The sequence below is a fragment of the Streptomyces sp. NPDC030222 genome (assembly GCF_055573115.1).
The window spans coordinates 19140-40629 of the sequence record NZ_JBVICA010000008.1; the positions used below are offsets into that span (position 1 = coordinate 19140).

15 protein-coding genes are annotated in these 21490 nt (G+C 72.6%); 12 read left to right on the forward strand and 3 right to left on the reverse strand.

Going from position 1 to position 21490, the window contains the following annotated elements; all coding sequences use genetic code 11:
* Position 1 precedes the first annotated feature (1 nt).
* Positions 2 to 1066, forward strand: coding sequence for a S1C family serine protease (locus ACZ4Z5_RS14180; protein ID WP_468261560.1), 1065 nt, complete (start codon positions 2 to 4; stop codon positions 1064 to 1066).
* A gap of 280 nt (positions 1067 to 1346) precedes the next feature.
* Here the strand turns inward: ACZ4Z5_RS14180 and ACZ4Z5_RS14185 are convergent, their stop codons facing one another.
* Positions 1347 to 1556, reverse strand: coding sequence for a hypothetical protein (locus ACZ4Z5_RS14185; RefSeq protein ID WP_468261563.1), 210 nt, complete (start codon positions 1554 to 1556; stop codon positions 1347 to 1349).
* A gap of 93 nt (positions 1557 to 1649) precedes the next feature.
* On the opposite strand from ACZ4Z5_RS14185, the gene ACZ4Z5_RS14190 reads away from it, so the two are divergent.
* The 4 genes from ACZ4Z5_RS14190 to ACZ4Z5_RS14205 all read left to right on the forward strand — a co-directional run bounded on the left by ACZ4Z5_RS14190 (position 1650) and on the right by ACZ4Z5_RS14205 (position 6574).
* Complete coding sequence (locus tag ACZ4Z5_RS14190) at positions 1650 to 2852, forward strand: bifunctional adenosylcobinamide kinase/adenosylcobinamide-phosphate guanylyltransferase (RefSeq protein WP_468261565.1); 1203 nt, start codon at positions 1650 to 1652, stop codon at positions 2850 to 2852.
* 161 nt (positions 2853 to 3013) lie between these two features.
* Complete coding sequence (locus ACZ4Z5_RS14195; RefSeq protein WP_468262034.1) at positions 3014 to 4498, forward strand: membrane-associated oxidoreductase; 1485 nt, start codon at positions 3014 to 3016, stop codon at positions 4496 to 4498.
* 57 nt (positions 4499 to 4555) lie between these two features.
* Positions 4556 to 5653: a nicotinate-nucleotide--dimethylbenzimidazole phosphoribosyltransferase gene (cobT, locus tag ACZ4Z5_RS14200; protein ID WP_468262037.1), complete on the forward strand. Its 1098-nt coding sequence runs from the start codon at positions 4556 to 4558 to the stop codon at positions 5651 to 5653.
* A 186-nt stretch (positions 5654 to 5839) separates the two neighbouring features.
* Positions 5840 to 6574 (forward strand): hypothetical protein, encoded by a 735-nt coding sequence (locus ACZ4Z5_RS14205; RefSeq protein ID WP_468261568.1) that lies wholly within the window; start codon positions 5840 to 5842, stop codon positions 6572 to 6574.
* Here ACZ4Z5_RS14205 and ACZ4Z5_RS14210 read toward each other — a convergent pair.
* On the reverse strand, positions 6538 to 7317 hold the full coding sequence (locus tag ACZ4Z5_RS14210) for a hypothetical protein (protein WP_468261571.1): 780 nt from the start codon (positions 7315 to 7317) through the stop codon (positions 6538 to 6540). The genes ACZ4Z5_RS14205 and ACZ4Z5_RS14210 overlap by 37 nt on opposite strands.
* Before the next feature lie 69 nt (positions 7318 to 7386).
* On the opposite strand from ACZ4Z5_RS14210, the gene ACZ4Z5_RS14215 reads away from it, so the two are divergent.
* Entirely contained in the window at positions 7387 to 8175 is a 789-nt protein-coding gene (locus ACZ4Z5_RS14215) for an adenosylcobinamide-GDP ribazoletransferase (protein WP_468261574.1), read from the forward strand.
* A 698-nt stretch (positions 8176 to 8873) separates the two neighbouring features.
* Here the strand turns inward: ACZ4Z5_RS14215 and ACZ4Z5_RS14220 are convergent.
* Positions 8874 to 10907 carry a hypothetical protein gene (locus tag ACZ4Z5_RS14220; RefSeq protein ID WP_468261576.1) on the reverse strand — a complete coding sequence of 678 codons (2034 nt, stop codon included), beginning with the start codon at positions 10905 to 10907 and terminating at the stop codon, positions 8874 to 8876.
* Positions 10908 to 11230: 323 nt separating this feature from the next.
* Here ACZ4Z5_RS14220 and ACZ4Z5_RS14225 point away from each other — a divergent pair, with 323 nt between their 5' ends.
* From ACZ4Z5_RS14225 to ACZ4Z5_RS14250, 6 genes are all read left to right on the forward strand, one after another.
* A complete protein-coding gene (locus tag ACZ4Z5_RS14225) occupies positions 11231 to 12760 on the forward strand; it encodes a leucyl aminopeptidase (RefSeq protein WP_468261578.1) in 1530 nt (509 codons plus the stop codon).
* A gap of 281 nt (positions 12761 to 13041) precedes the next feature.
* A complete protein-coding gene (lpdA, locus tag ACZ4Z5_RS14230) occupies positions 13042 to 14430 on the forward strand; it encodes a dihydrolipoyl dehydrogenase (protein ID WP_468261580.1) in 1389 nt (462 codons plus the stop codon).
* A gap of 130 nt (positions 14431 to 14560) precedes the next feature.
* On the forward strand, positions 14561 to 16297 hold the full coding sequence (gene sucB / locus ACZ4Z5_RS14235) for a 2-oxoglutarate dehydrogenase, E2 component, dihydrolipoamide succinyltransferase (protein WP_468261583.1): 1737 nt from the start codon (positions 14561 to 14563) through the stop codon (positions 16295 to 16297).
* Positions 16298 to 16427: 130 nt separating this feature from the next.
* The gene (locus ACZ4Z5_RS14240) at positions 16428 to 17054 is read left to right on the forward strand and encodes a GntR family transcriptional regulator (RefSeq protein WP_468261585.1); all 627 of its coding nucleotides are present in this window, start codon (positions 16428 to 16430) and stop codon (positions 17052 to 17054) included.
* Positions 17055 to 17617: 563 nt separating this feature from the next.
* Complete coding sequence (gene aceE / locus ACZ4Z5_RS14245) at positions 17618 to 20287, forward strand: pyruvate dehydrogenase (acetyl-transferring), homodimeric type (protein WP_468261588.1); 2670 nt, start codon at positions 17618 to 17620, stop codon at positions 20285 to 20287.
* A 41-nt stretch (positions 20288 to 20328) separates the two neighbouring features.
* Positions 20329 to 21339: a helix-turn-helix transcriptional regulator gene (locus tag ACZ4Z5_RS14250; protein ID WP_468261590.1), complete on the forward strand. Its 1011-nt coding sequence runs from the start codon at positions 20329 to 20331 to the stop codon at positions 21337 to 21339.
* The last annotated feature ends 151 nt before the right edge of the window (positions 21340 to 21490 follow it).

Sequence of the window (21490 nt, forward strand, 5' to 3'; positions counted from 1 at the left end):
CATGGACCCGTCCCTTGCCCGCCGGCCGGCCCGCCGGTGGCTGCTGCCCGTGGCCGCCGGGGCGTGCGCGATCGCGCTCCTCGGCGGCTGCACGGACTCCGGCGGCACGCAGGACACGACCCGGGCGGCCGGGCGGACGTCGGAGAACGAGCTGGAGGACGCGTTCCAGGAGGTCATCAGGAACGTGCTGCCATCGGTCGTGCAGATCGACTCCGCGGCCGGTCTGGGCTCCGGGGTGGTGTACGACACCAAGGGCCATGTCGTCACCAACGCCCATGTCGTCGGCGCCGAGCAGAAGTTCACCGTCACCGCGGCCACCGGCGGGACCGTCCTGTCGGCCGCGCTGGTGTCCTCCTACCCCGACCAGGACCTCGCCGTCATCAAGCTCGACAGCGTCCCGGCCACCCTGAAACCGGCCCGTTTCGGGAACTCCGCCGAGGTCGAGGTGGGGCAGATCGTCCTGGCGATGGGGTCGCCGTTCGGCCTGTCGAGCAGCGTCACCCAGGGCATCGTGTCCGCGACCGGGCGGACCGTCACGGAGACCGAGGAGGCCGGCGGCACGGGGGCGACCATCGCGAACATGGTGCAGACCTCGGCCGCGATCAATTCCGGCAACAGCGGGGGCGCACTGGTGAACCTCGGCAGCGAGGTGATCGGCATCCCGACGGTGGCGGCCACCGACCCGCAGATGGGCGGCGGCCCGGTGCCCGGCATCGGCTTCGCGATCCCGGCGTCCACGGTGAGGACGATCGCGGACCAGATCGTAGAACAGGGCAAGGTCACCCACTCGGGACGGGCCGCGCTGGGCATCACCGCCCGGACCGTCGTCGGCGGCGACTACGCTCCGTCCGGCATCGCCGTCGCAGAGGCCAAGCCCGGCGGCGGGGCGCAGAAGGCGGGCCTGCGGTCGGGTGACGTCATCACGAAGATCGGCGACAGCGACATCGCCGACATCACGGACCTCGCCGAGGCGCTCGCTTCCTACCAGCCGGGCCAGACGGTGCCGGTCACCTACCGGCGCGGCGGCACCACCAGGACCGTGGAGGTCACCCTCGACGAGGTCTGACCCCGCCGCCGCCCGGGCGGGTCGCCCGCCTGACCCTCCGCCGCCTCGCGACGGTCCCTCGGCTGCGGCACGCGAGCGTCGCCGGGAGCAGCCATATGGTCTTCGGGCCGTCGCATACCGCCGAAGGGGGAACAGCCTTGCGAGCGGGCGGACGACGCGTCCACCGGGCGCCGTCCGCGTGACCGGCAGCCCGCCGAACGGGGGCGACCAGTCGCCAACGGGGGCGGCCGGGGCGCGGCCGGCCTCTCGGGATGTGCCGAGGGGCCGCGCCCCGGGACCGTCAGGTCTCGTCGGCGTTGAGGCTCATCGGGCCGTAGATCCTCGTGGTGTCCTCGAACAGCGTGACCTGGGACGCGCCGCCCTCCAGGAGGTCCTTCCAGACCTCACCGATCCAGGACTCCGCGTCCCCCTGGGTGGAGAACTCCTCCGGCTCGACCGCCGGCTGGACCTCCGCACCGTCGGCCGCCTCGAACCGCCATGTCCACGCCATGCCCGCCTCCTGGATTCCGTGCCATTCGGGTCATTCCTGCCCGCAGACTAGCCGGGCGCGCACCACCTGCGCCGACGCGGGAGGATCGTCACCGTGGAACTGACTCTGCTCGGCACCGGAGCCCCCACCGGGCTCCCCCGCCCCGACTGCTCCTGCGCCTCCTGCGCCCTGTCCCGCGGCCCCCACGGACGCGGCGTGACCGCGCTGCTCGTGGACGGGGCGCTGCTGCTCGACCTGACACCGGGTGCGGCGCTGGCCGCCGCCCGGGCAGGGCAGTCGCTGACCGGCGTACGGCAGGTGCTGCTCACTCATCCGCACGGGGGACCCGCCGTGGAACTGCCGGCCGGACTGCCGACCGCGGGGCGGGTCCCGGACGGGCGCGAGCTCACGCTGATCAGTGGCCACCGGGTGCGGGCGGTGGCGATGGACTCGCCGGGGACCGGGTACGAGGTGACCTCGCCCGACGGCAAGCGGTTGCTCTACCTGCCCCCGGGCGGTGCTCCGGCCGGGCTGGAGACCGACGGGCACCTCGAGCCGTACGACATGGTGGTCGGCGACGTCATCGGCCGGCCCGACGGCCTGGCCCGGATGCGCGCCTCGGGCGCCGTCGGCGCGACCACCGACGTGATCGCCGTGCACATCGACCACGACGTCCCCCCGGGCCCCGAACTGGCCCGCCGTCTCGCCGCGTCGGGCGCCCGCGCGGTGCCCGACGGAACGACCGTGTACGTCGGCGAGTACCACGAGGTGCCCGACGTGCCCCGGCGCACCCTCATCACCGGCGGGGCACGCTCGGGGAAGTCCCTGGAGGCGGAGCGGCGGCTCGACGCGTTCCCCGACGTGGTGTACGTGGCGACGGGCGGCACCCGCGGCGGCGACGTCGAGTGGGCGGCCCGTATCGCGGCGCACCGCGAGCGCCGTCCGGGCTCCTGGCGCACCGTCGAGACCTGTGAAGTGGTCCCGCTGCTGCGGGAGGACGGACCGCCGCTGCTGATCGACTGCCTGTCGCTGTGGCTCACGGACGCGATGGACCGTACGGACGCCTGGGACGACTCGCTCTGGCAGGAACACGGTGAGCAGCGGCTGCACGAACGGACGGCGGAACTCGTCACCGCGCTCCGCCGGACCCGCCGCATGGTGGTGGCGGTGACCAACGAGGTGGGCTCGGGCGTGGTCCCGGCGACCCCCTCCGGCCGCCGCTTCCGTGACGAACTGGGCCGGCTGAACGCGGCGTTCGCGGAGGAGTGCGAGCACGTCCTGCTCGTGGTGGCGGGCCAGGCACTGGTCCTGCGATGACCGGCAGTCCGGGCGGGACGTCCTGGGGCAACGCCCTCGCGGAACGCCCGGCGGCCGGCCCCGCGAGGCCCCTCGGCCCCGGCAGAGCGTCCCGCAAGGCGCCCCGGCGGACGCGTAGTTGACAGTCCGAACACCCGCCCGACAGCATCCGGTCGATGTCTATGGAGATCACGGACCTGACCCCGGCGGAGCGCCGCGTCTGGGAGGCGTTCCCCAGCGGCGAGGGCGTCGACTTCCGCGAGAGCCCCGACGAGGACGCCGGAGCCGGAGCGTCCTGGGGTCCCGAACGGACCGTGCGCGCCGAGGTGCTGCGCGCCCTGCTGCTGGGCGGCCCCGTACGGGACGGGGAGACGGCTGGCCTGAAAGTGTTCGGCGCCCGTATCACCGGCCGACTGGACCTGAGGTACGGCACGGTCGACCATCCCGTCCGGATGCGCGCCTGTCACTTCGAGCGCGCCCCGGTGATGTACGGGGCGCGGGTCCGCGTCCTGGTGCTGAGCGACTCGGTACTGCCGGGGCTCACCGCCGGCACCCTCCGCGTCGACGGGGTGCTGCGCATCACCGGCTGCCGGACCACCGGCCCCGTACGGCTCATGGGCGCACAGATCTCCGGTGCGTTCTTCGCGAACCAGGCACGGCTCGGCGATCCGGCCGGCGCCCGGGACACGGAGGAACCACCGGAACCGGTCCTCCAGCTGAACCACGCCACCATAGGCACCGACGTCTGGGCGGTCGGCCTCGTCGCCCACGGTCAGGTCCGGCTGAACGGCGCCGCCGTCGGCGGCCAGGTCAATCTCGAGTCCGCCGAACTGCACGCCCCCGGAGACACCGCGCTGCACGCCGAGACCCTGTCCGTCGGCACCGATCTGCGCGCCGTGCGACTGCGGGCCCACGGCGGTCTCAATCTGAGCGGCGCCACCGTCCCGCGTCAGCTCAACCTCGCGTACGCCCGGCTGTCCGCCCCCGGCGGGCAGGCCCTGCGCGCCAGCAGCTGCGTCGTCGGCGAACTGTGGCTGCGCAACATGCCCTTGGTCGAGGGCACCGTGAACCTGCGCCGCTCCCAGCTCGATCTGCTGCACGTCGAACCGGATGCCTGGCCCGACACCGTCCGGCTCGACGGCCTCGCGTACCGCGCCCTCGCCCCGCACCTCCCCGCCGAACGGCGACTGCCGCTGCTGGAACGCGAGGAGGCGGGGTACCTGCCGTTCGCCTACGAGCAGCTGACCGCCGCCTACCGCGCCTCGGGCGACGAGGCCGCGGCACGCACCGTGCAGCTCGCCAAGCTCCGCCGCCACCGCCGCACGCTCCCCTGGTACGCGAGGATCTGGGGCCTGCTCCAGGACACGGCCGTGGGCTACGGCTTCCGCCCGCTGCGAGCCGCCGGGTGGCTGGCGGCGCTGCTGCTCACCGGCGCCGTCGCCTTCACGCTGTGTCCTCCGCCCCCGCTGAAGCCCGACGAGGCACCGGAGTTCAACCCCGTCTTCTACACCCTGGACCTGCTGCTGCCGATCATCGGATTCGGCCAGGAGGGGGCGTTCGCGCCCCGCGGACGGCTCCAGTGGCTGTCGTATCTGCTGATCGTCACGGGCTGGACCCTCGCCACGACGATCGCCGCGGGCATCACCCGGTCCCTGAGCCGCCAGTAGCCGCGGCCTGCGTTCCGCGGGCCCGGGCCGAGCCCTAAAATCACGCAAATGAGTTCGCTGAATCTCGACGACTTCTCCGACCTGATCGAGCGCCCGGACAGCGGTGTACGGCGCGACGCCGAGGAACGCCGGGACCGGATGGACTTTCCGCCCGGTGCGCTGGGGCGGCTCGACGAACTGGGCGAGTGGCTGGCCGCGGCGCAGGGCGTCGTACCGGTGCGGGCGGTCGGGCGTCCGCGGGTGGTGCTGTTCGCCGGTGACCACGGCGTGGCGGAGCTGGGCGTGTCCGGCCGGCCCGCGGGCTCGGCGCACGAGTTGGTGCGCGCCGTGCTGGAGGGCGAGAGCCCGGTCGCGGTACTGGCCCACCGGTACGGGGCGTCGGTGCGGATCGTCGACGCCGGTCTGGACTGCGACCCGGGGCTGCTGCCGGGCGAGATCGTCAAGCACCGGGTGCGCCGGGGCAGCGGACGCATCGACGTCGAGGACGCGCTGACGGCCGAGGAGGCCGAGCAGGCGGTCCGGCTCGGCATGGCGATCGCCGACGAGGAGGCCGACTCGGGCACCGACATCGTGGTCCTCGGCGACCTCAGTGTCGGCGGCACGACGGCCGCGGGTGTGCTGATCGCGGCGCTGTGCGGCACCGACGCGTCGGTGGTGACGGGCCGCGGCGGGGCCGGCATCGACGATCTGGCGTGGATGCGCAAGTGCGCTGCGATCCGGGACGCGTTGCGCCGGGCGCGGCCGGTGCTGGGCGATCAGCTGGAGCTGCTCGCCACGGTGGGCGGCGCCGATCTCGCGGCGACGACCGGCTTCCTGCTGCAGTGCGCGGTGCGCCGGCTGCCGGTGATCCTGGACGGCGTGGTGTCGTCGGCGTGTGCGCTGGTGGCGCAGCGGGCGGCGTTCCGGGCCCCCGACTGGTGGCTGGCCGGCCATGCGAGCGGCGAACCGGGTCAGGCGAAGGCCCTGGACCGGATGGCCCTCACCCCCGTGCTGGAGCACGGCGTCACGGTCGGCGGAGGGACGGGCGCGCTGCTCGCGCTCCCGCTGGTCCAGGCCGCCGCGGCGCTGGCCGCGGAGCTCCCCGTGCGCGCGGCGGACGACACGGGGGCGGACGGCCACGAGACGGGCGAGCCGGAGTCCGGCACCTCCGCATGAGCGGCTCCGGCCGGGTCCGCGGCCGGGAGCAGGGCCCTGCCCAGGCCTCAGGGGCGTGTCCGTACGTATTCGTACGAGGAGACCGGAATCACTCGGACGCCCTCTCAACTTCGTGATCTTCCAGCACGTCTTGGAGTACCGAGGCCGAACGCCGAGTACCCGGACTGACTGGGAGCCCCGATTCCGATGACGATTCCTCCGGTCCTGCGCAGGGCCGCACGCCGCGAGTGGGGGCAGCTGTACACGGCCGTCCGCTCGGCGCTCGTCGCCCGGCGCGGCCGGGCCGTCCCGCTGACACTCGCCGCCGTGAGCCTGACGGCCCTGTTCCAGGTGGTGCAGAACCAGTCCTGGGGTTTCCGTCCGGTGCAGCTGATCGGTTCGGTGCAGGCGCAGGACCCGATGTGGGTGGCGGTGCTGCGCACCCCGCTGTCGCTGTTCGTGCCCGCGCTCGACCTGCCGGTCTGGGGCGCCCTGGCCCAGGTCCTGGTGGTCTTCGGTATCGCCGAGATCTGTCTCGGCCGGTGGCGGATGCTGGGGGTCGCCTATCTGGCGACGCTGGCCGGCACCACGTACGCGCGGATCGGTGTCGCACTCGGACCGGACCACCCGCTGGGGCTGCCCGCGTCGGACGCGGTGGTGGTGGACACCGGTCCCTCGGCGGCGGTGGTGGGTCTGGCGGTGTACGTGTGCTGGACGTACCGGGCCCGGTGGACGGGCGGGCTGGTGATCGTGGCGATGGTCGTCGAGATCCTGGTCAAGAACAACCTCGCGGGCAAGGAGCACCTGGCGGCGATCGCAGCGGTGCTGGTGCTGATGGCGGCGCTGGCCGTGGCCCGTCGGCACAGGGGAGGCGAGAAGGACGGCCAGCAGGACGGAGAGGGCGGTCAGTCGTCCCGGCCGCGCGTCGAGACCTTGTCCTGAACGTCCTGGACCTTCTCCTGGAAGCCCCCGATCCTGTCCAGGAGGCGGCGTTTGGGCTCCATCCAGCGACGGTCGTGCCGGTAGGCGCGCAGGATCGCCCTGGCCCGGGCCTTGGGCCGCTTGCGGTACGCACGGCGCGCCCAGGGGGATGCGGGCCTCGCCAGCCGGAGCGCACCGACCATGGCCACGAACGGCACCAGGACGCCGATGACCGCCGTGTGCACCCGGCCCTTGAGCAGGGCGATCACCACGAACAGGAAGTTGACGACGAGTGCGCCGATGAAGAGGCGCCGGTCGCTCTGCTCCTCCTCCGTCAGGTCGTTCACCCCCAGTGGTGCGAAACCGGCGAGGAGCAGCAGCACGAGGGCCCCGGTGAGGATCACCAGCTCCACGCTCTGGCGGCCCTCCTCGCTCCAGTACACGTCGTCCAGATGGAGGATCAGGGCGAACTCGTCCAGGACCAGGCCGACACCGGTCCCGAAGATGACCGCGCAGACCGAGGCCGCCGTGCCGAACTCGGTGGCGATGCCGCCGAACCCGCCGACGACGGTCAGCATCACGCCGGGCACCACGTGGTGGATGTGCAGCCCGCCGGCCGAGACGTTCTTGAACGGTCCGCGCCCGGCCCGGATCAGCCGTACGACGATCCGCGTGACCACGAACGTCAGGAGGAAGGCGGTCAGGGCGAGCAGCAGCGGGACCTTCCCCGGCTCGACGATGTTCCGGTAGAACCACTCACCCATACCGGCAGCTCCTGATTCACGGGCCCCTGCCCGACCCACCGTCCCACGTCGCGCGTTACCCTGCGCGCGATGAATCCCCCGCTGACGCCGCTGGACGGCATCCGTTTCTCCTTCGGCACGCTGACCGTCCTGCCCGTCAGGGTGCGGCGCTGGGACCGTGCCGCGGCACGCGCCGGGATGCTGTGCGCCCCGCTGGCCGGTCTCGTCGTCGGACTGCTCGCCGCGTCCGCCGGCGCCGCGCTGTCGGCCCTGGGCTCGGGCCCGCTGCTCGCCGCGGTGGCGACGGCCGCCGCCCCGGCCGTCCTCACGCGCGGCCTCCACCTCGACGGCCTCGCGGACACCGCCGACGGTCTGGGCAGCGGCAAGCCCGCCGAGGACGCGCTGCGGATCATGAAGCAGTCGGACATCGGCCCGTTCGGTGTCATCACCCTGCTGTTCGTCCTGCTGGCCCAAGTGGCGGCGCTGGCCGGGCTGTACGCCCAAGGATGGGCGCACGGCGCATCCGCCGCGGTGGTGGCCGCGATCGCCGCCCGGCTCGCCCTCACGGTCGCCTGCCGGCCGGGGGTACCACCGGCCCGCCCCGACGGCCTGGGCGCCGCGGTCGCCGGCGCCGTACCCGCGGGCGCCGCGGCGGCCGTCGTCGCCGTGGCCCTCGCGGCCTGCGCGGCGGCGGGGGCCCCGTTCGGCCCCTTCGGCGCAGCACGTCACGCCGTCGCTGCCGCGGCGGCACTCGTGGCGGCCCGGCTGCTGCTCGGCCACTGCGTACGACGTTTCGGCGGGGTCACCGGCGATGTGTTCGGCGCTCTCGCGGAGACTGCGGCGACGACGGCGCTGGTGGCACTGACCATCGGCCCCTGAAACACCGGCGCGCCGAACGCGGAAGACTGCCGCCCGGCACGCGCGGCGTCTCCCCGCACCCCACCTTCCCGGGCAATCGCTCGACGACTCGACGGCGACCCGGGACGGGAAGCCCGCGCCCTCGGCCCCTGAGCCGCCCGGGCCCGGCACGCCGGGCGTACCCACTGGTTCCGGCGTGCGCGGCAGGCCGCGTCCGGCGCCCGACCTCTCCACCCACCGCGCACCCGACCGACCCGGGCAGACGCTCGACGGACGGGCGCAGGCCCGGACACCCGCAGCGCTCCGCCGACGGAACAGCAACCCGGGACAGGACACCCGCGCCTTCGCCCCCGGGACACCCGTGCCCGGCACGCCGGGCACGGCGCGGAGCATTCGCCGGCTTCGTCCGCCTCGGCTCATCCGGCGCACCCGACCGGGGTGGCCGTGGCGACGGCCCCGGCGGAGGCCGCTGGGCAGCCACGGAAGGCGGTCGTGCCGCGGGCGCCGCCCGGAGCGTTCGCCGGGCAGCGCACCACCCCGTACAGCCGCGGCGCGGCGCCGACGCCTCCCACGGTGCTCGTGGCACCACCGCCCTCCGGCGGGCTCACGCCCGGTGCGCGGTGACGCACGCGAGCAGCGCCCGGGCGGGCCCGACGAGCAGGACGGCGGTCACCGCCCTGGCGGCGGCTCTCGCCGGATCCGGGCTTTCCCGGCGGCGCTCAGGCACCGGGCAGCGTCAGCGTCACGGCCGACTGCAGCAGGTCCGGCTTGGTCCAGTCGGAGCGCTTGCCCGCGTACGCCGTACCGAACGCGGTGCTGCCGAGCAGGAGTTGCCTGCGGGTCCCTTCGGGCGCGGTGACGGGTGCGAGCACTCCGGAGGGCGTCCTGATCGTGACGGTGTTCCCGATGCGGTAGGCGGTGACGGTGCCGTCGGCGAGCGCCTTGTCCCAGGCGGCGCGGCGGGAGAGTTCGGTGCCGATGTCGCGCTGGCGGGGGTTGACCACCGGGGTGTTGTCGGCGAAGAGGCCGCGGTAGTCGGCGAGGACCTTGTCGAGGACCGGATAGAGGATGCGTTCCTCGGCGAGGTTGGACTGGTGGACGTAGTGCGGCCGGGGGTCGTTGGCCATGACGTGGCCCAGGGCGGTGCGGGCCTCCTGCGGCACGATGTGGGTGGCGTAGCCGGTGGCGGTGTCGAGGGGTCCGTCGAGGCAGGTGGAGGCGGGGTTGTCGGTGCAGATGCCGCTGCCGCCGTCCTCCCGGCTGGTGTAGATCCAGTTGTACTCGTCGGCCATCTCGGCCGCGGTGCCGACGTTGTAGTACACGTTCATCGGGTGGCGGGGGACGGTCAGGGCGTTGCCGACGGCGCGCTGGGCGGGTTCGCGGGAGTTGTCCGAGGCGATCCACTTCACGCCGGTGCCGGAGAGCGCGCCCGCCAGGTTGGGGTTGTCCTGGCTCTGCTGGGGCAGCGTCCGCAGACCGGAGTGCTCGCCGGTGACGAGTTCCGCCCGGTCGACGGAGATGCCCTTCCCCACCGCCCAGTTGTGGTTGTCGGCGATCTGCGCGGTGATCTCGCTGCGGCTGACCCAGCGGATGTCGCCGGCGGCGTCGCGGGCGCACTGCCAGGGCACGGTCGAGGTGTCCTGGACGCAGCCGAGGAAGGGGTGGGTGTAGGTGTGGTTGATCCACCGGTACTTCGCCCGGTCGGCGACGAGCCGGTCGGCGAACGGGTCGGTGCCGCCGTGCTCGGCCTTCCACTCCTCGCCGGCGCCGCCGTTGTAGACCATGTCGAGGGTGAGGCCGCTGCTCTGCTGCCACTGGGCGGCGTACTGCGCGTCGGCGGCGGTCATCCGGATGTCCGGGGTCTGCTCGTCGGCGGAACCGGTGCAGTCGATGTCGCCGGGGGTGCAGTTGCGCTCGGTGTCCCAGCGGGCGTCGGGGGCGAAGACGTCGTCGACGTGGACGGCGAAGTAGTTGCGGCTGCGGCCGAGGTGGACACCCTGGGTGAGCCATTCGACGATGCCGCGGGAGAGGGCCCGGAACTGCCGCTGGTGCTGGTTGTAGGCGAAGGTCACGACGAGCTCGCGGCGCCCCTCGTGGGCGTACTCCCCGATCAGGCTGCCGCGGGCGCCGCCGTCGCCGGCCGGCATGTCGAGGTAGCTGGTGTAGCCCTCGCGGGGACGGGCGGCGAAGCCGTAGCTCTCGTCCACGGACGGGGAGTTGTCCTCGAAGGTGACCGGTCCGTCGAGGTAGCCGAACGGGCCCGCCGTGCCGGCGGCGGTGACCCGGGCGGCGGCACCGTCGAGGACTCCGGCGAAGCCGCCCTCGCTGGTGTAGTCGAGCCCCACTCCGGGATGCGCCCAGGTGTAGGCGTCGACCTGCGGGATGCCGTACGTCCGCTCATAGGCGACGAGCGCGGCCTGTTCCGCGGAGCCCTCGCCGAACGGGTTCTCGTCGGGCAGCACGACGCCCTGGTACTTGGCGCGCGGCCGCCCGTCGACGGTGTCGCTGAGGAAAGCCGCGTCGATCAGCGGCCGGCCGGGGTCGTCGAGCTCCACGACCCGGTACGGGACGCCGGTGTTCCGCAGCTCGGCGGTGATCGCGCCGACCGCGCCGCCGCCGTCGTCCACCACCAGCACCTTCAGGTCGATCCGCGGCGCGACGGCCGCCGCCGCCGGCGTGCCGGTCGCCAGCAGACCGGCGGTGAGCAGGGCTGCCGCACCGATTCCGCGCAGGCGTGACGCCTGGTACCCCATGTGTTCCCCCCTCGCCCGACCCCCGGCGGCACGCACGGACACGCACGGACACACACGGACACGCACGGAGGATCTGTGGAGATGATGCAAAGAGACGACTTGACCCCTTGCCTGAATGAAGCGAGTGTGACTGAGGTCTCGCGGCATGTCGGACAAACGTGAGAGAGACACCACGTTCGAGTGAATTGACGTCGCCGTGAGCGGAATACGACCACGCGCGTAGGCTCTGGCACGGCAGCCCCGCCGCCCGATCTACGATGCGCCGGGCACGGCCGAGCCATCCATCGGCCCTCAGAACTCAATGGAAGCGAGACTTCACCACCGTGACTGCTCTGACTCTCAGCACTGCCGGCGCTGCGACGCTGCGCGCCGACGCCATCGTCGTCGGTGTCGCGAAGGGCGCCAAGGGCCCGGTCGTCGCGGCCGGCGCCGAGGCCGTGGACCAGGCGTTCGACGGAAAGCTCGCAGCCGTCCTGGAGACCCTCGGCGCCACCGGTGCCGAGGGTGAGGTGACCAAGCTGCCCTCGCCGGCCGGACTCAAGGCCCCCGTCGTGCTGGCCGTCGGCCTGGGCGCCGCCCCCGAGAACGACGGGGCCTACGACGCCGAGGCACTGCGCCGGGCCGCCGGCTCGGCCGCCCGCACCCTGGCCGGTTCCAAGAAGGCCGCCTTCGCGCTGCCGATCGAGGCAGCCGAGGACGCCGAGGCCGTCGCCGAGGGCGCGCTGCTCGGCGCGTACGCGTTCACCGCCTACCAGGGCGGCGAGAAGAACGGCAAGGCCAAGGCCAACGGCAAGCAGCCGCTCGCCGAGGTGGCCCTGCTCGGTGCCAAGCCGCGGGACAAGGCCTTCAAGGCGGCCGCCGAGCGCGCCGCCACCGTCGCGGAGGAGATCAACCGGGCCCGCGACCTGGTCAACACCCCGCCGAACGACCTGAACCCGGTCTCCTTCGCCGCCATCGCCACGGAGGCCGGCAAGGAGCACGGCATCAAGGTGCAGGTGCTCGACGAGAAAGCGCTTGCCAAGGGCGGCTACGGCGGCATCCTCGGCGTCGGCGCCGGCTCGGACGCCCCGCCGCGCCTGGTGAAGCTGGCCTACACCCACCCGGAAGCGACCAGGACGCTCGCCCTGGTCGGCAAGGGCATCACCTACGACTCGGGCGGCATCTCCCTGAAGCCGGCCGGTCACAACGAGACGATGAAGTGCGACATGAGCGGTGCCGCCGCCGTGTTCGCCGCGGTCGTCAGCGCCGCCCGCCTCGGCCTGGAGGTCAACGTCACGGGCTGGCTGGCGCTGGCCGAGAACATGCCGTCCGGCTCGGCGACCCGCCCCGGCGACGTGCTGCGCATGTACAGCGGCAAGACCGTCGAGGTGCTGAACACCGACGCCGAGGGCCGGCTGGTGCTGGCCGACGCGCTCACCCGCGCCTCCGAGGAGGGCCCGGACGCCATCGTCGACGTGGCGACCCTGACCGGTGCCATGGTGCTGGCCCTGGGCAACCGCACCTTCGGCGTCATGGCCAACGACGACGCCTTCCGTACCGCGATCCACGAGATCGCCGAGGAGGTCGGCGAGTCGTCCTGGCCGATGCCGCTCCCCGCCGACCTGCGCAAGGGCATGGACTCGTCGACCGCGGACATGGCCAACATGGGCGAGCGCATGGGCGGCGGCCTGGTGGCCGGCCTGTTCCTGAAGGAGTTCGTCGGCGACGGCATCACCTGGGCCCACCTGGACATCGCGGGCCCGGCCTTCAACGAGTCCGGCCCGTACGGCTACACCCCCAAGGGCGGCACCGGTTCCGCGGTGCGCACCCTGGTCAAGCTGGCGGAGCGGACCGCCGCGGGCGACCTCGGCTGAGATGTGCGTCACGCGGGGCCCCGGACCTCCGAGGGGGTGCGGGGCCCCGCGCGGTTTCACCGACGACGAAATCCGCAGTTCGTACGGACGGGTAACCGCAGGAGACGGTGAATCGGCCGTCTCAGACCCCGGCCCCGCGTCCCGCCTTCCCCCAACAAGTGCGAAGATGGGTTCTCGGCAGGACAGGGCCCCACCACAGGGCCGACATAAAGCGGCCGAACACCAGCCGCCGCCTGGTCATCGAGGACCGGCGACCGGCGCACATGCATGGAGGACGTGACGTGGCGAACGACGCCAGCACCGTTTTCGACCTAGTGATCCTCGGCGGTGGCAGTGGCGGTTACGCCGCGGCCCTGCGTGCCGCCCAGCTGGGTCTGGACGTCGCCCTGATCGAGAAGGACAAGGTCGGCGGCACCTGCCTGCACCGCGGCTGCATCCCCACGAAGGCCCTGCTGCACGCCGGTGAGATCGCCGACCAGGCCCGCGAGAGCGAGCAGTTCGGCGTCAAGACGACGTTCGAGGGCATCGACGTCGCCGGGGTCCACAAGTACAAGGACGAGGTGATCTCGGGCCTGTACAAGGGTCTCCAGGGTCTGATCGCCTCCCGTAAGGTGACCTACATCGAGGGTGAGGGCCGGCTGTCCTCCCCGACCTCGGTCGATGTGAACGGCCAGCGCGTCCAGGGCCGTCACGTCCTGCTCGCGACCGGTTCCGTCCCGAAGTCCCTGCCCGGCCTGACCATCGACGGCAACCGCATCATCTCCTCCGACCACGCGCTGGTCCTGGACCGCGTCCCGAAGTCCGCGATCGTGCTGGGCGGCGGCGTCATCGGCGTCGAGTTCGCCTCCGCGTGGAAGTCCTTCGGCACCGACGTGACCGTCATCGAGGGCATGAAGCACCTCGTCCCGGTCGAGGACGAGAACACCTCCAAGCTGCTGGAGCGCGCCTTCCGCAAGCGCGGCATCAAGTTCAACCTCGGCACCTTCTTCCAGAAGGCGGAGTACACCGAGACCGGCGTCAAGGTGACCCTGGCGGACGGCAAGGAGTTCGAGGCCGAGATCCTGCTGGTGGCCGTCGGCCGCGGCCCGGTCTCGCAGGGCCTGGGCTACGAGGAGCAGGGCGTCGCGATGGACCGCGGCTACGTGCTCGTCGACGAGTACATGCGGACGAACATCCCGACCGTCTCGGCCGTCGGCGACCTCGTCCCGACCCTCCAGCTCGCGCACGTCGGCTTCGCCGAGGGCATCCTGGTGGCGGAGCGACTGGCCGGTCTGAAGGCCGTGCCGATCGACTACGACGGCGTGCCGCGGGTGACCTACTGCCACCCGGAGGTCGCCTCCGTCGGCATCACCGAGGCCAAGGCCAAGGAGATCTACGGTGCGGACAAGGTCGTCGCCCTGAAGTACAACCTCGCGGGCAACGGCAAGAGCAAGATCCTGAAGACCGCGGGCGAGATCAAGCTCGTCCAGGTCAAGGACGGTGCCGTGGTCGGCGTCCACATGGTCGGTGACCGCATGGGCGAGCAGGTCGGCGAGGCCCAGCTGATCTACAACTGGGAGGCGCTGCCCGCCGAGGTCGCGCAGCTCATCCACGCCCACCCGACGCAGAACGAGGCGCTCGGCGAGGCTCACCTGGCCCTGGCCGGCAAGCCGCTGCACGCCCACGACTAGGTCCGGCACGACCGGCCGGCTCCGTCCCGGCCCCGGTCCCGGCCCCTGGGCCGGGACCCTGCCTCACGGACCTGCGCGTACTGGGCGCGACGACTTACTTCCGCACTTTTTGTAAGGAGCAACTGAAACCATGGCGGTTTCCGTATCCCTTCCGGCGCTCGGTGAGAGCGTCACCGAGGGCACTGTCACCCGCTGGCTGAAGGCCGAGGGCGAGCGGGTCGAGGCCGACGAGCCGCTGCTCGAGGTCTCCACCGACAAGGTCGACACCGAGATCCCCTCCCCCGTCTCCGGCATCCTCTCCTCCATCAAGGTCGCCGAGGACGAGACCGTCGAGGTCGGCGCCGAGCTGGCCGTCATCGACGACGGCACCGGCGCCCCCGCGGCCGCCCCGGCCCCGGCCGCCGCCGAGGCCCCTGCCCCTGCCCCGGCTCCCGCCCCGGTCGCCGAGGCGCCCGCCGCCCCGGCCGAGGCCCCTGCTGCCGCTCCGGCTCCCGCCGCAGCACCCGCGGGTGCGGCGCAGGGCACCGACGTGGTGCTGCCCGCGCTCGGCGAGTCCGTCACCGAGGGCACCGTCACCCGCTGGCTGAAGCAGGTCGGCGAGACGGTCGAGGCCGACGAGCCGCTGCTCGAGGTCTCCACCGACAAGGTCGACACCGAGATCCCGGCGCCCGCCTCCGGTGTGCTGCTGGAGATCGTGGTCGGCGAGGACGAGACCGCAGAGGTCGGCTCGAAGCTGGCCGTGATCGGTGCCGCGGGTGCTGCCCCGGCCGCCGCTCCGGCTCCTGCTCCGGCCGCCCCGGCGCCCGCCCCGGCCCCGGCCCCGGTCGCTGCCCCGGCCCCGGTGGCCGCTCCGGCCCCGGCCCCGGTGGCCGCTCCGGCCCCGGCCCCGGTGGCCGCTCCGGCTCCGGCCGCGCCCGCCCCCGCCGCCGTGGTGGAGGAAGGCGCCTACGTGACCCCGCTGGTCCGCAAGCTCGCCGCCGAGCACGGCGTGGACCTGTCCCGGGTCAAGGGCACCGGCGTGGGCGGTCGCATCCGCAAGCAGGACGTCGTCGCCGCCGCCGAGGCCGCGAAGGCCGCCGCTGCCGCCCCGGCTCCGGCCGTCGCCGCCGCTCCGGCCGCCAAGGCCCCGGCCCTCGAGGTCTCCCCGCTGCGCGGCCAGACCGTCAAGATGACCCGGATGCGCAAGGTCATCGGCGACAACATGATGAAGGCCCTGCACTCGCAGGCGCAGCTGACCACCGTGGTCGAGGTGGACGTCACCAAGATCATGCGGCTGCGCAACCAGGCCAAGGACGCGTTCCTGGCCCGCGAGGGCGTCAAGCTGTCCCCGATGCCGTTCTTCGTCAAGGCCGCGGCCCAGGCGCTGAAGGCCCACCCGGTCATCAACGCCCGGATCAACGAGGACGAGGGCACCATCACCTACTTCGACACGGAGAACATCGGCATCGCCGTGGACTCCGAGAAGGGCCTGATGACCCCGGTCATCAAGGGTGCCGGCGACCTCAACCTCGCGGGCATCTCGAAGGCCACCGCCGATCTGGCCGGCAAGGTCCGCGCCAACAAGATCACCCCGGACGAGCTGTCCGGCGCGACCTTCACGATCAGCAACACCGGTTCGCGCGGTGCGCTGTTCGACACGGTCATCGTGCCGCCGAGCCAGGTCGCGATCCTGGGCCTCGGCGCCACGGTCAAGCGCCCGGCGGTCATCGAGACCCCCGAGGGCACGGTCATCGGCGTCCGCGACATGACCTACCTGTCGCTGTCCTACGACCACCGTCTGGTGGACGGCTCCGACGCCGCCCGCTACCTGGCAGCGGTCAAGGCGATCCTGGAGGCCGGCGAGTTCGAGGTCGAGCTCGGCCTCTGAGCCGCCCCGTGACACAGGGTGATCAGCCTCACCCGCGGCGCCCCCGTCCCGGACCTCTCCGGGGCGGGGGCGCCGCCGTATTGTCTACCCAACGGTATGCATCGGCCCGCAGCCGTCGGAAGGAGCCCGCATGACCATCCCGCCCGTCGTCCACAGCTTGCGCGAGCAGATCCGCGAGCACATCGTCGACGGGATCGTCAGCGGGCGCTGGAAGCCGGGCGAGCGGATCGTGGAGCGCCGGATCGCGTCCGAACTCCAGGTGAGCCAGACGCCGGTGCGGGAGGCGCTGCGGGAACTGGAGTCGCTGCGGCTGATCGAATCGGTGCCCAACAAGGGCGTGCGGGTCCGGAGTCTGACGGCGGCGGACCTGGAGGAGAGCTACCCCGTACGAGCCGGTCTGGAGCAGATCGCGGCGGAGCTGGCGGCGGACCGGCTGGCCGAGGACTGCTCGGCGCTGGAGCCCCATGTGGCGGCGCTGTACGAGGCGGACCGGAGCGCGGACGGCGAGGCGCAGGTGCGGCACACCGTGGGCTTCCACCGGGAGCTGGTGCGGGCGGCCGGCAACAGCGTGCTGCTGCACACCTGGGAGGGCCTCGGTATCGAGGTGTTCACGGCGCTGTCGATCCGCTGGCTGGGCACGGTCCAGCAGTCCTACGCGGAGGAGCACGACGAACTGGTCCGGGCGTTCCGCCGCCGCGACCCCCGGATCGGCGAGCTGGTGAAGGCCCACGTCCTGGGCTGCGCCCCGCGCCCCTGAGCCCACCGGACCCACCCGCCGCCCTGCCCGGCCCGGCCCGCCCGGAGCGGATCCCGGCGGAACCGGACCGGCCCCGTCGGATCCGGGTATGCCGGCCTCGCCCGGCAGACGGCCCCGCGCGGCGATGCGGCCGGCCGATGACACCGGCCCGGCCCGAGTCGCCGCAGCGCACCGCCACCCTCCCGGTCCACGCCCGCCACGGAGCGGCGGCCGGGCTGGTGGGTGGTGTCGGGTCGCGGTGTCCATCACCGGCCGCGACACCGACATCCAGATGCCGGGGCTTGAGCGGCTGACCGGGTTCCAGTCGAGGCTGACCCCGGCGGATCCGGCCGGATCCCGGCACGCCCGGAAACACCCCATTTGAGGCGGCACCCCGTGCCCTGATTCGCGGCACGGAATGCCAATTTTGCCTTTCGGAGAAGTTTTCGACTCGGAAGCTTTGATCGATCATCGATCAGAGCCTTACAGTCTTCGACGGGTTCACCAACCCACCCCTCCGCCCTGTCCTGCCAGACAAGGCTCTCTTTATCTCCACCCCCTCCCAGTCCCGGAAGGCGGCGATCATGACCGACCCCGTAGGCAAGCTTCCGAGCGAGCTCGACCAGCTCCCGGACCGTGACGCCGAAGAGACCGCCGAATGGGCGGCCTCCCTCGACGCCGTCGCCAAGGCCGCTGGTCCGCACCGGGCCGCATACCTGATGCGCCGCACGCTCCAGCACGCCGAGGGGGCCGGTCTCGCCCTGCCCAAGCTGCTCGAGACCGACTACGTCAACACGATCCCCACCTCCGCCGAGCCGGCCTTCGCCGGTGACGAGGAGATGGAGAACCGCATCACCGCCTGGAACCGCTGGAACGCGGCCGCCATGGTCTCCCGCGGCTCCCGCCTGGGCGTGGGCGGCCACATCGCCACCTTCGCCTCCGCTGCCTGGCTGTACGAAACCGGTTTCAACCACTTCTTCCGCGGCAAGGAGGCCGACGGCAGCGGCGACCAGCTCTACATCCAGGGCCACGCCGCCCCCGGCATCTACGCCCGCGCCTTCCTGGACGGCCGGATCAGCGAGCAGCAGCTCGACAACTTCCGGCAGGAGGCCGGCGGCAACGGCCTGCCCTCCTACCCGCACCCGCGCCGCCTGCCCTGGCTGTGGGAGTTCCCGACCGTCTCCATGGGCCTCGGCCCGCTCTCCGCGATCTACCAGGCACGCTTCAACCGCTACCTGCACAACCGCGGTATCAAGGACACCTCGCGGTCGCACGTGTGGGCGTTCCTCGGCGACGGCGAGATGGACGAGCCCGAGTCGACGGCCGCCATCGCGCTCGCCGCGCGGGAGCAGCTGGACAACCTGACCTTCGTCATCAACTGCAACCTGCAGCGGCTCGACGGCCCGGTGCGCGCCAACTTCAAGATCGTTCAGGAGCTGGAGGGCCAGTTCCGCGGCGCCGGGTGGAACGTCGTGAAGTCGCTGTGGGGCTCCGCCTGGGACGAGCTGTTCCAGCTGGACGTCACCGGCGCCCTGCTGCGCCGCCTCCGCGAGGTCCCGGACGCCCAGTTCCAGACGTACGCCACCCGCGACGTCGCGTACATCCGCGAACACTTCTTCGGCGCCGAGCCCGCGCTCGCCGAGATGGCGAAGCTGCTGACCGACGCGAAGATCGCCGAGTGCTTCCACACCTCCCGCGGCGGCCACGAGGCCCGCAAGGTGTACGCGGCGTACCGGGCGGCCGTGGAGTTCAAGGGCGCGCCGACGGTGATCCTCGCGCAGACGGTGAAGGGCCACACCCTGGGCCCGGGCTTCGAGTCCAAGAACGCCAACCACCAGATGAAGAAGCTGTCCGCCGACGAGTTCAAGGACATGCGCGACCGGCTCGGGCTCCCGATCCCGGACAGCGCCTTCGCCGACGGCGTGGTGCCCTTCGGCCACCCCGGCGCCGACTCCCCCGAGGTCCGCTACCTGCAGGAGCGCCGTGCGGCCCTGGGCGGTCCCGCCCCGGCCCGCCGGGTCCACGCGGCGGCCCTGCCGCAGCCCGAGGAGCGCGCCTTCGCCGCCCTGAAGAAGGGCTCCGGCAAACAGGAGATGGCCACCACCATGGCCTTCGTCCGCCTCGCCAAGGACCTGATGAAGGACAAGCAGACCGGCCGCCGCTGGGTGCCGATCGTCCCCGACGAAGCCCGCACCTTCGGCATGGAGTCGCTGTTCCCGTCGGTCGGCATCTACTCGCCGCTGGGCCAGACGTACGAGCCGGTCGACCGCGACCAGCTGATGTACTACAAGGAGGCCAAGGACGGCCAGATCCTCAACGAGGGGATCACCGAGGCCGGCGCCATGGCCGACTTCATCGCCGCCGCCACGTCGTACGCGACGCACGGCGAGACGATGATCCCCTTCTACATCTTCTACTCGATGTTCGGCTGGCAGCGGACCGGCGACCAGATGTGGCAGCTCGCCGACCAGCTCGGCAAGGGCTTCATCGTCGGCGCCACGGCCGGCCGCACCACGCTCACCGGTGAGGGCCTCCAGCACGCGGACGGCCACTCGCACCTGATCGCGGCGACCAACCCGGCCTCGCTGAACTACGACCCGGCGTTCGCGTACGAGATCGCGGTGATCGTCAAGGACGGTCTGCGCCGCATGTACGGCGAGACCCCCGAGGACGTCTTCTACTACCTGACGGTCTACAACGAGCCCAAGCAGCAGCCCGCGATGCCGGAAGGCGTCGAGGAGGGCATCGTCAAGGGCCTGTACCGCTTCAAGGAGGGCACGTCCGCCGCGGCGGACGCCCCGCGGATCCAGCTGATGGCGTCCGGTACGGCGATCCACTGGGTCCTGGAGGCACAGGAACTCCTCGCCGCCGAATGGGGCGTCACCGCCGACGTGTGGTCCGCGACCTCCTGGTCCGAGCTGCGCCGCGACGCGCTGGAGTGCGACGAGGCCCTGCTGCGCGGCGAGCAGCGCATCCCGTACGTCACCCAGGCACTGGAGGGTGCTCCCGGCCCGGTGCTGGCGGTCAGCGACTGGATGCGCCAGGTGCCGGACCAGATCAGCCAGTGGGTGGAGCAGGACTGGTCCTCGCTCGGCACGGACGGCTTCGGCCTCTCCGACACCCGCGAGGCGGCCCGCCGTCACTTCGGCGTGGACGCGCAGTCCGTCGTCGTCGCGGCACTGGCCCAGCTCGCCCGCCGCGGCGAGGTGCCGGCGTCCGCGGTGAAGGAGGCCCGGGAGCGCTACGGCCTCTGACCGGCCCGTAGGAACCCGACGGCAGCGCGCATGATGTCCTCATGCGCGCTGCTCGTCTCATCAGGATGGTGCTCCTGCTGCAGGGCCGGCCCTTGATGACGGCCGCCGAACTGGCCCGGGAGCTGGAGGTGTCGGAGCGCACGGTCGCGCGTGACGCGCTGGCGCTCTCCGAGGCCGGGATCCCGGTGTACGCGGACCGGGGACGGGCCGGCGGCTACCGGCTCGTCGGCGGGTACCGCACCCGGCTGACGGGGCTCGGGCGCGGCGAGGCCGAGGCGTTGTTCCTGTCCGGAGTCCCGGGCGCGCTGCGCGAGATGGGGCTGGAGGACGCCGCTTCGGCGGCCCGGCTGAAGGTGTCCGCGGCGCTGCTGCCCTCGCTGCGGAACGCCCCTGATTCGGCAGCGCAGCGCTTCCACCTCGACGCGCCGGGCTGGTACCAGGAGCCCACGACGCCGGAGCTGCTGCACGTGATCGCGGCAGCAGTGTGGGAGGACCACCGCATCCGGGCGGGGTACCGCCGCCGGGACGCGGTGGTGGTACGTGAACTGGAGCCGTACGGGCTCGTGCTCAAGGCAGGGGTCTGGTACCTGTGCGCCCGTGCCGGAGAGGCTTTCCGGGTGTACCGGGTCGACCGCTTCGCATCGGTGGCGGCGGATGGTGAGCGCTTCGACCGTGACGAGGGTTTCGATCTGCCGGGCTTCTGGGAGCAGCGCGCGGCGCAGTTCGCGCGCTCCATCCTCCGTACCGAGGTGGTGATCCGGGTCAGCGAGCCGGGCGCGCGGCGGCTGCCGCACGTCACCGACCGTGCGGCGGCCGAGGAGGCGCTGGCGGCGGCCGGTCCGCCGGACGGGGAGGGCCGGGTGACGCTCACGCTGCCGGTGGAGTCCCACGAGGTCGCGTTCGGGCAGTTGTCCGCCCTCGGGCCCGAGGTGGAGGTGCTGGAGCCCGCGGAACTGCGCGCCCTGTTCGCCGAGTCGGCCGCGCGGACCGCGCGGTTGTACCGGGAGCCGGAAGGCTCCCGGCCGGCCGCCGCGGAGGCGGCCCACCCGTAGTGGCCGCGTCCCTCGACACCTGTCGTCTCACCAGTGGTCATCTGTTTCACTGATGGTCGTCTGTCTCACTGGTAGTCATCAGCCTCGCTGACAGTTGTCCGTCTCACGAGTGGTCATCTGTCTCACTGGCGGTCATCCACCTCACGGTGGT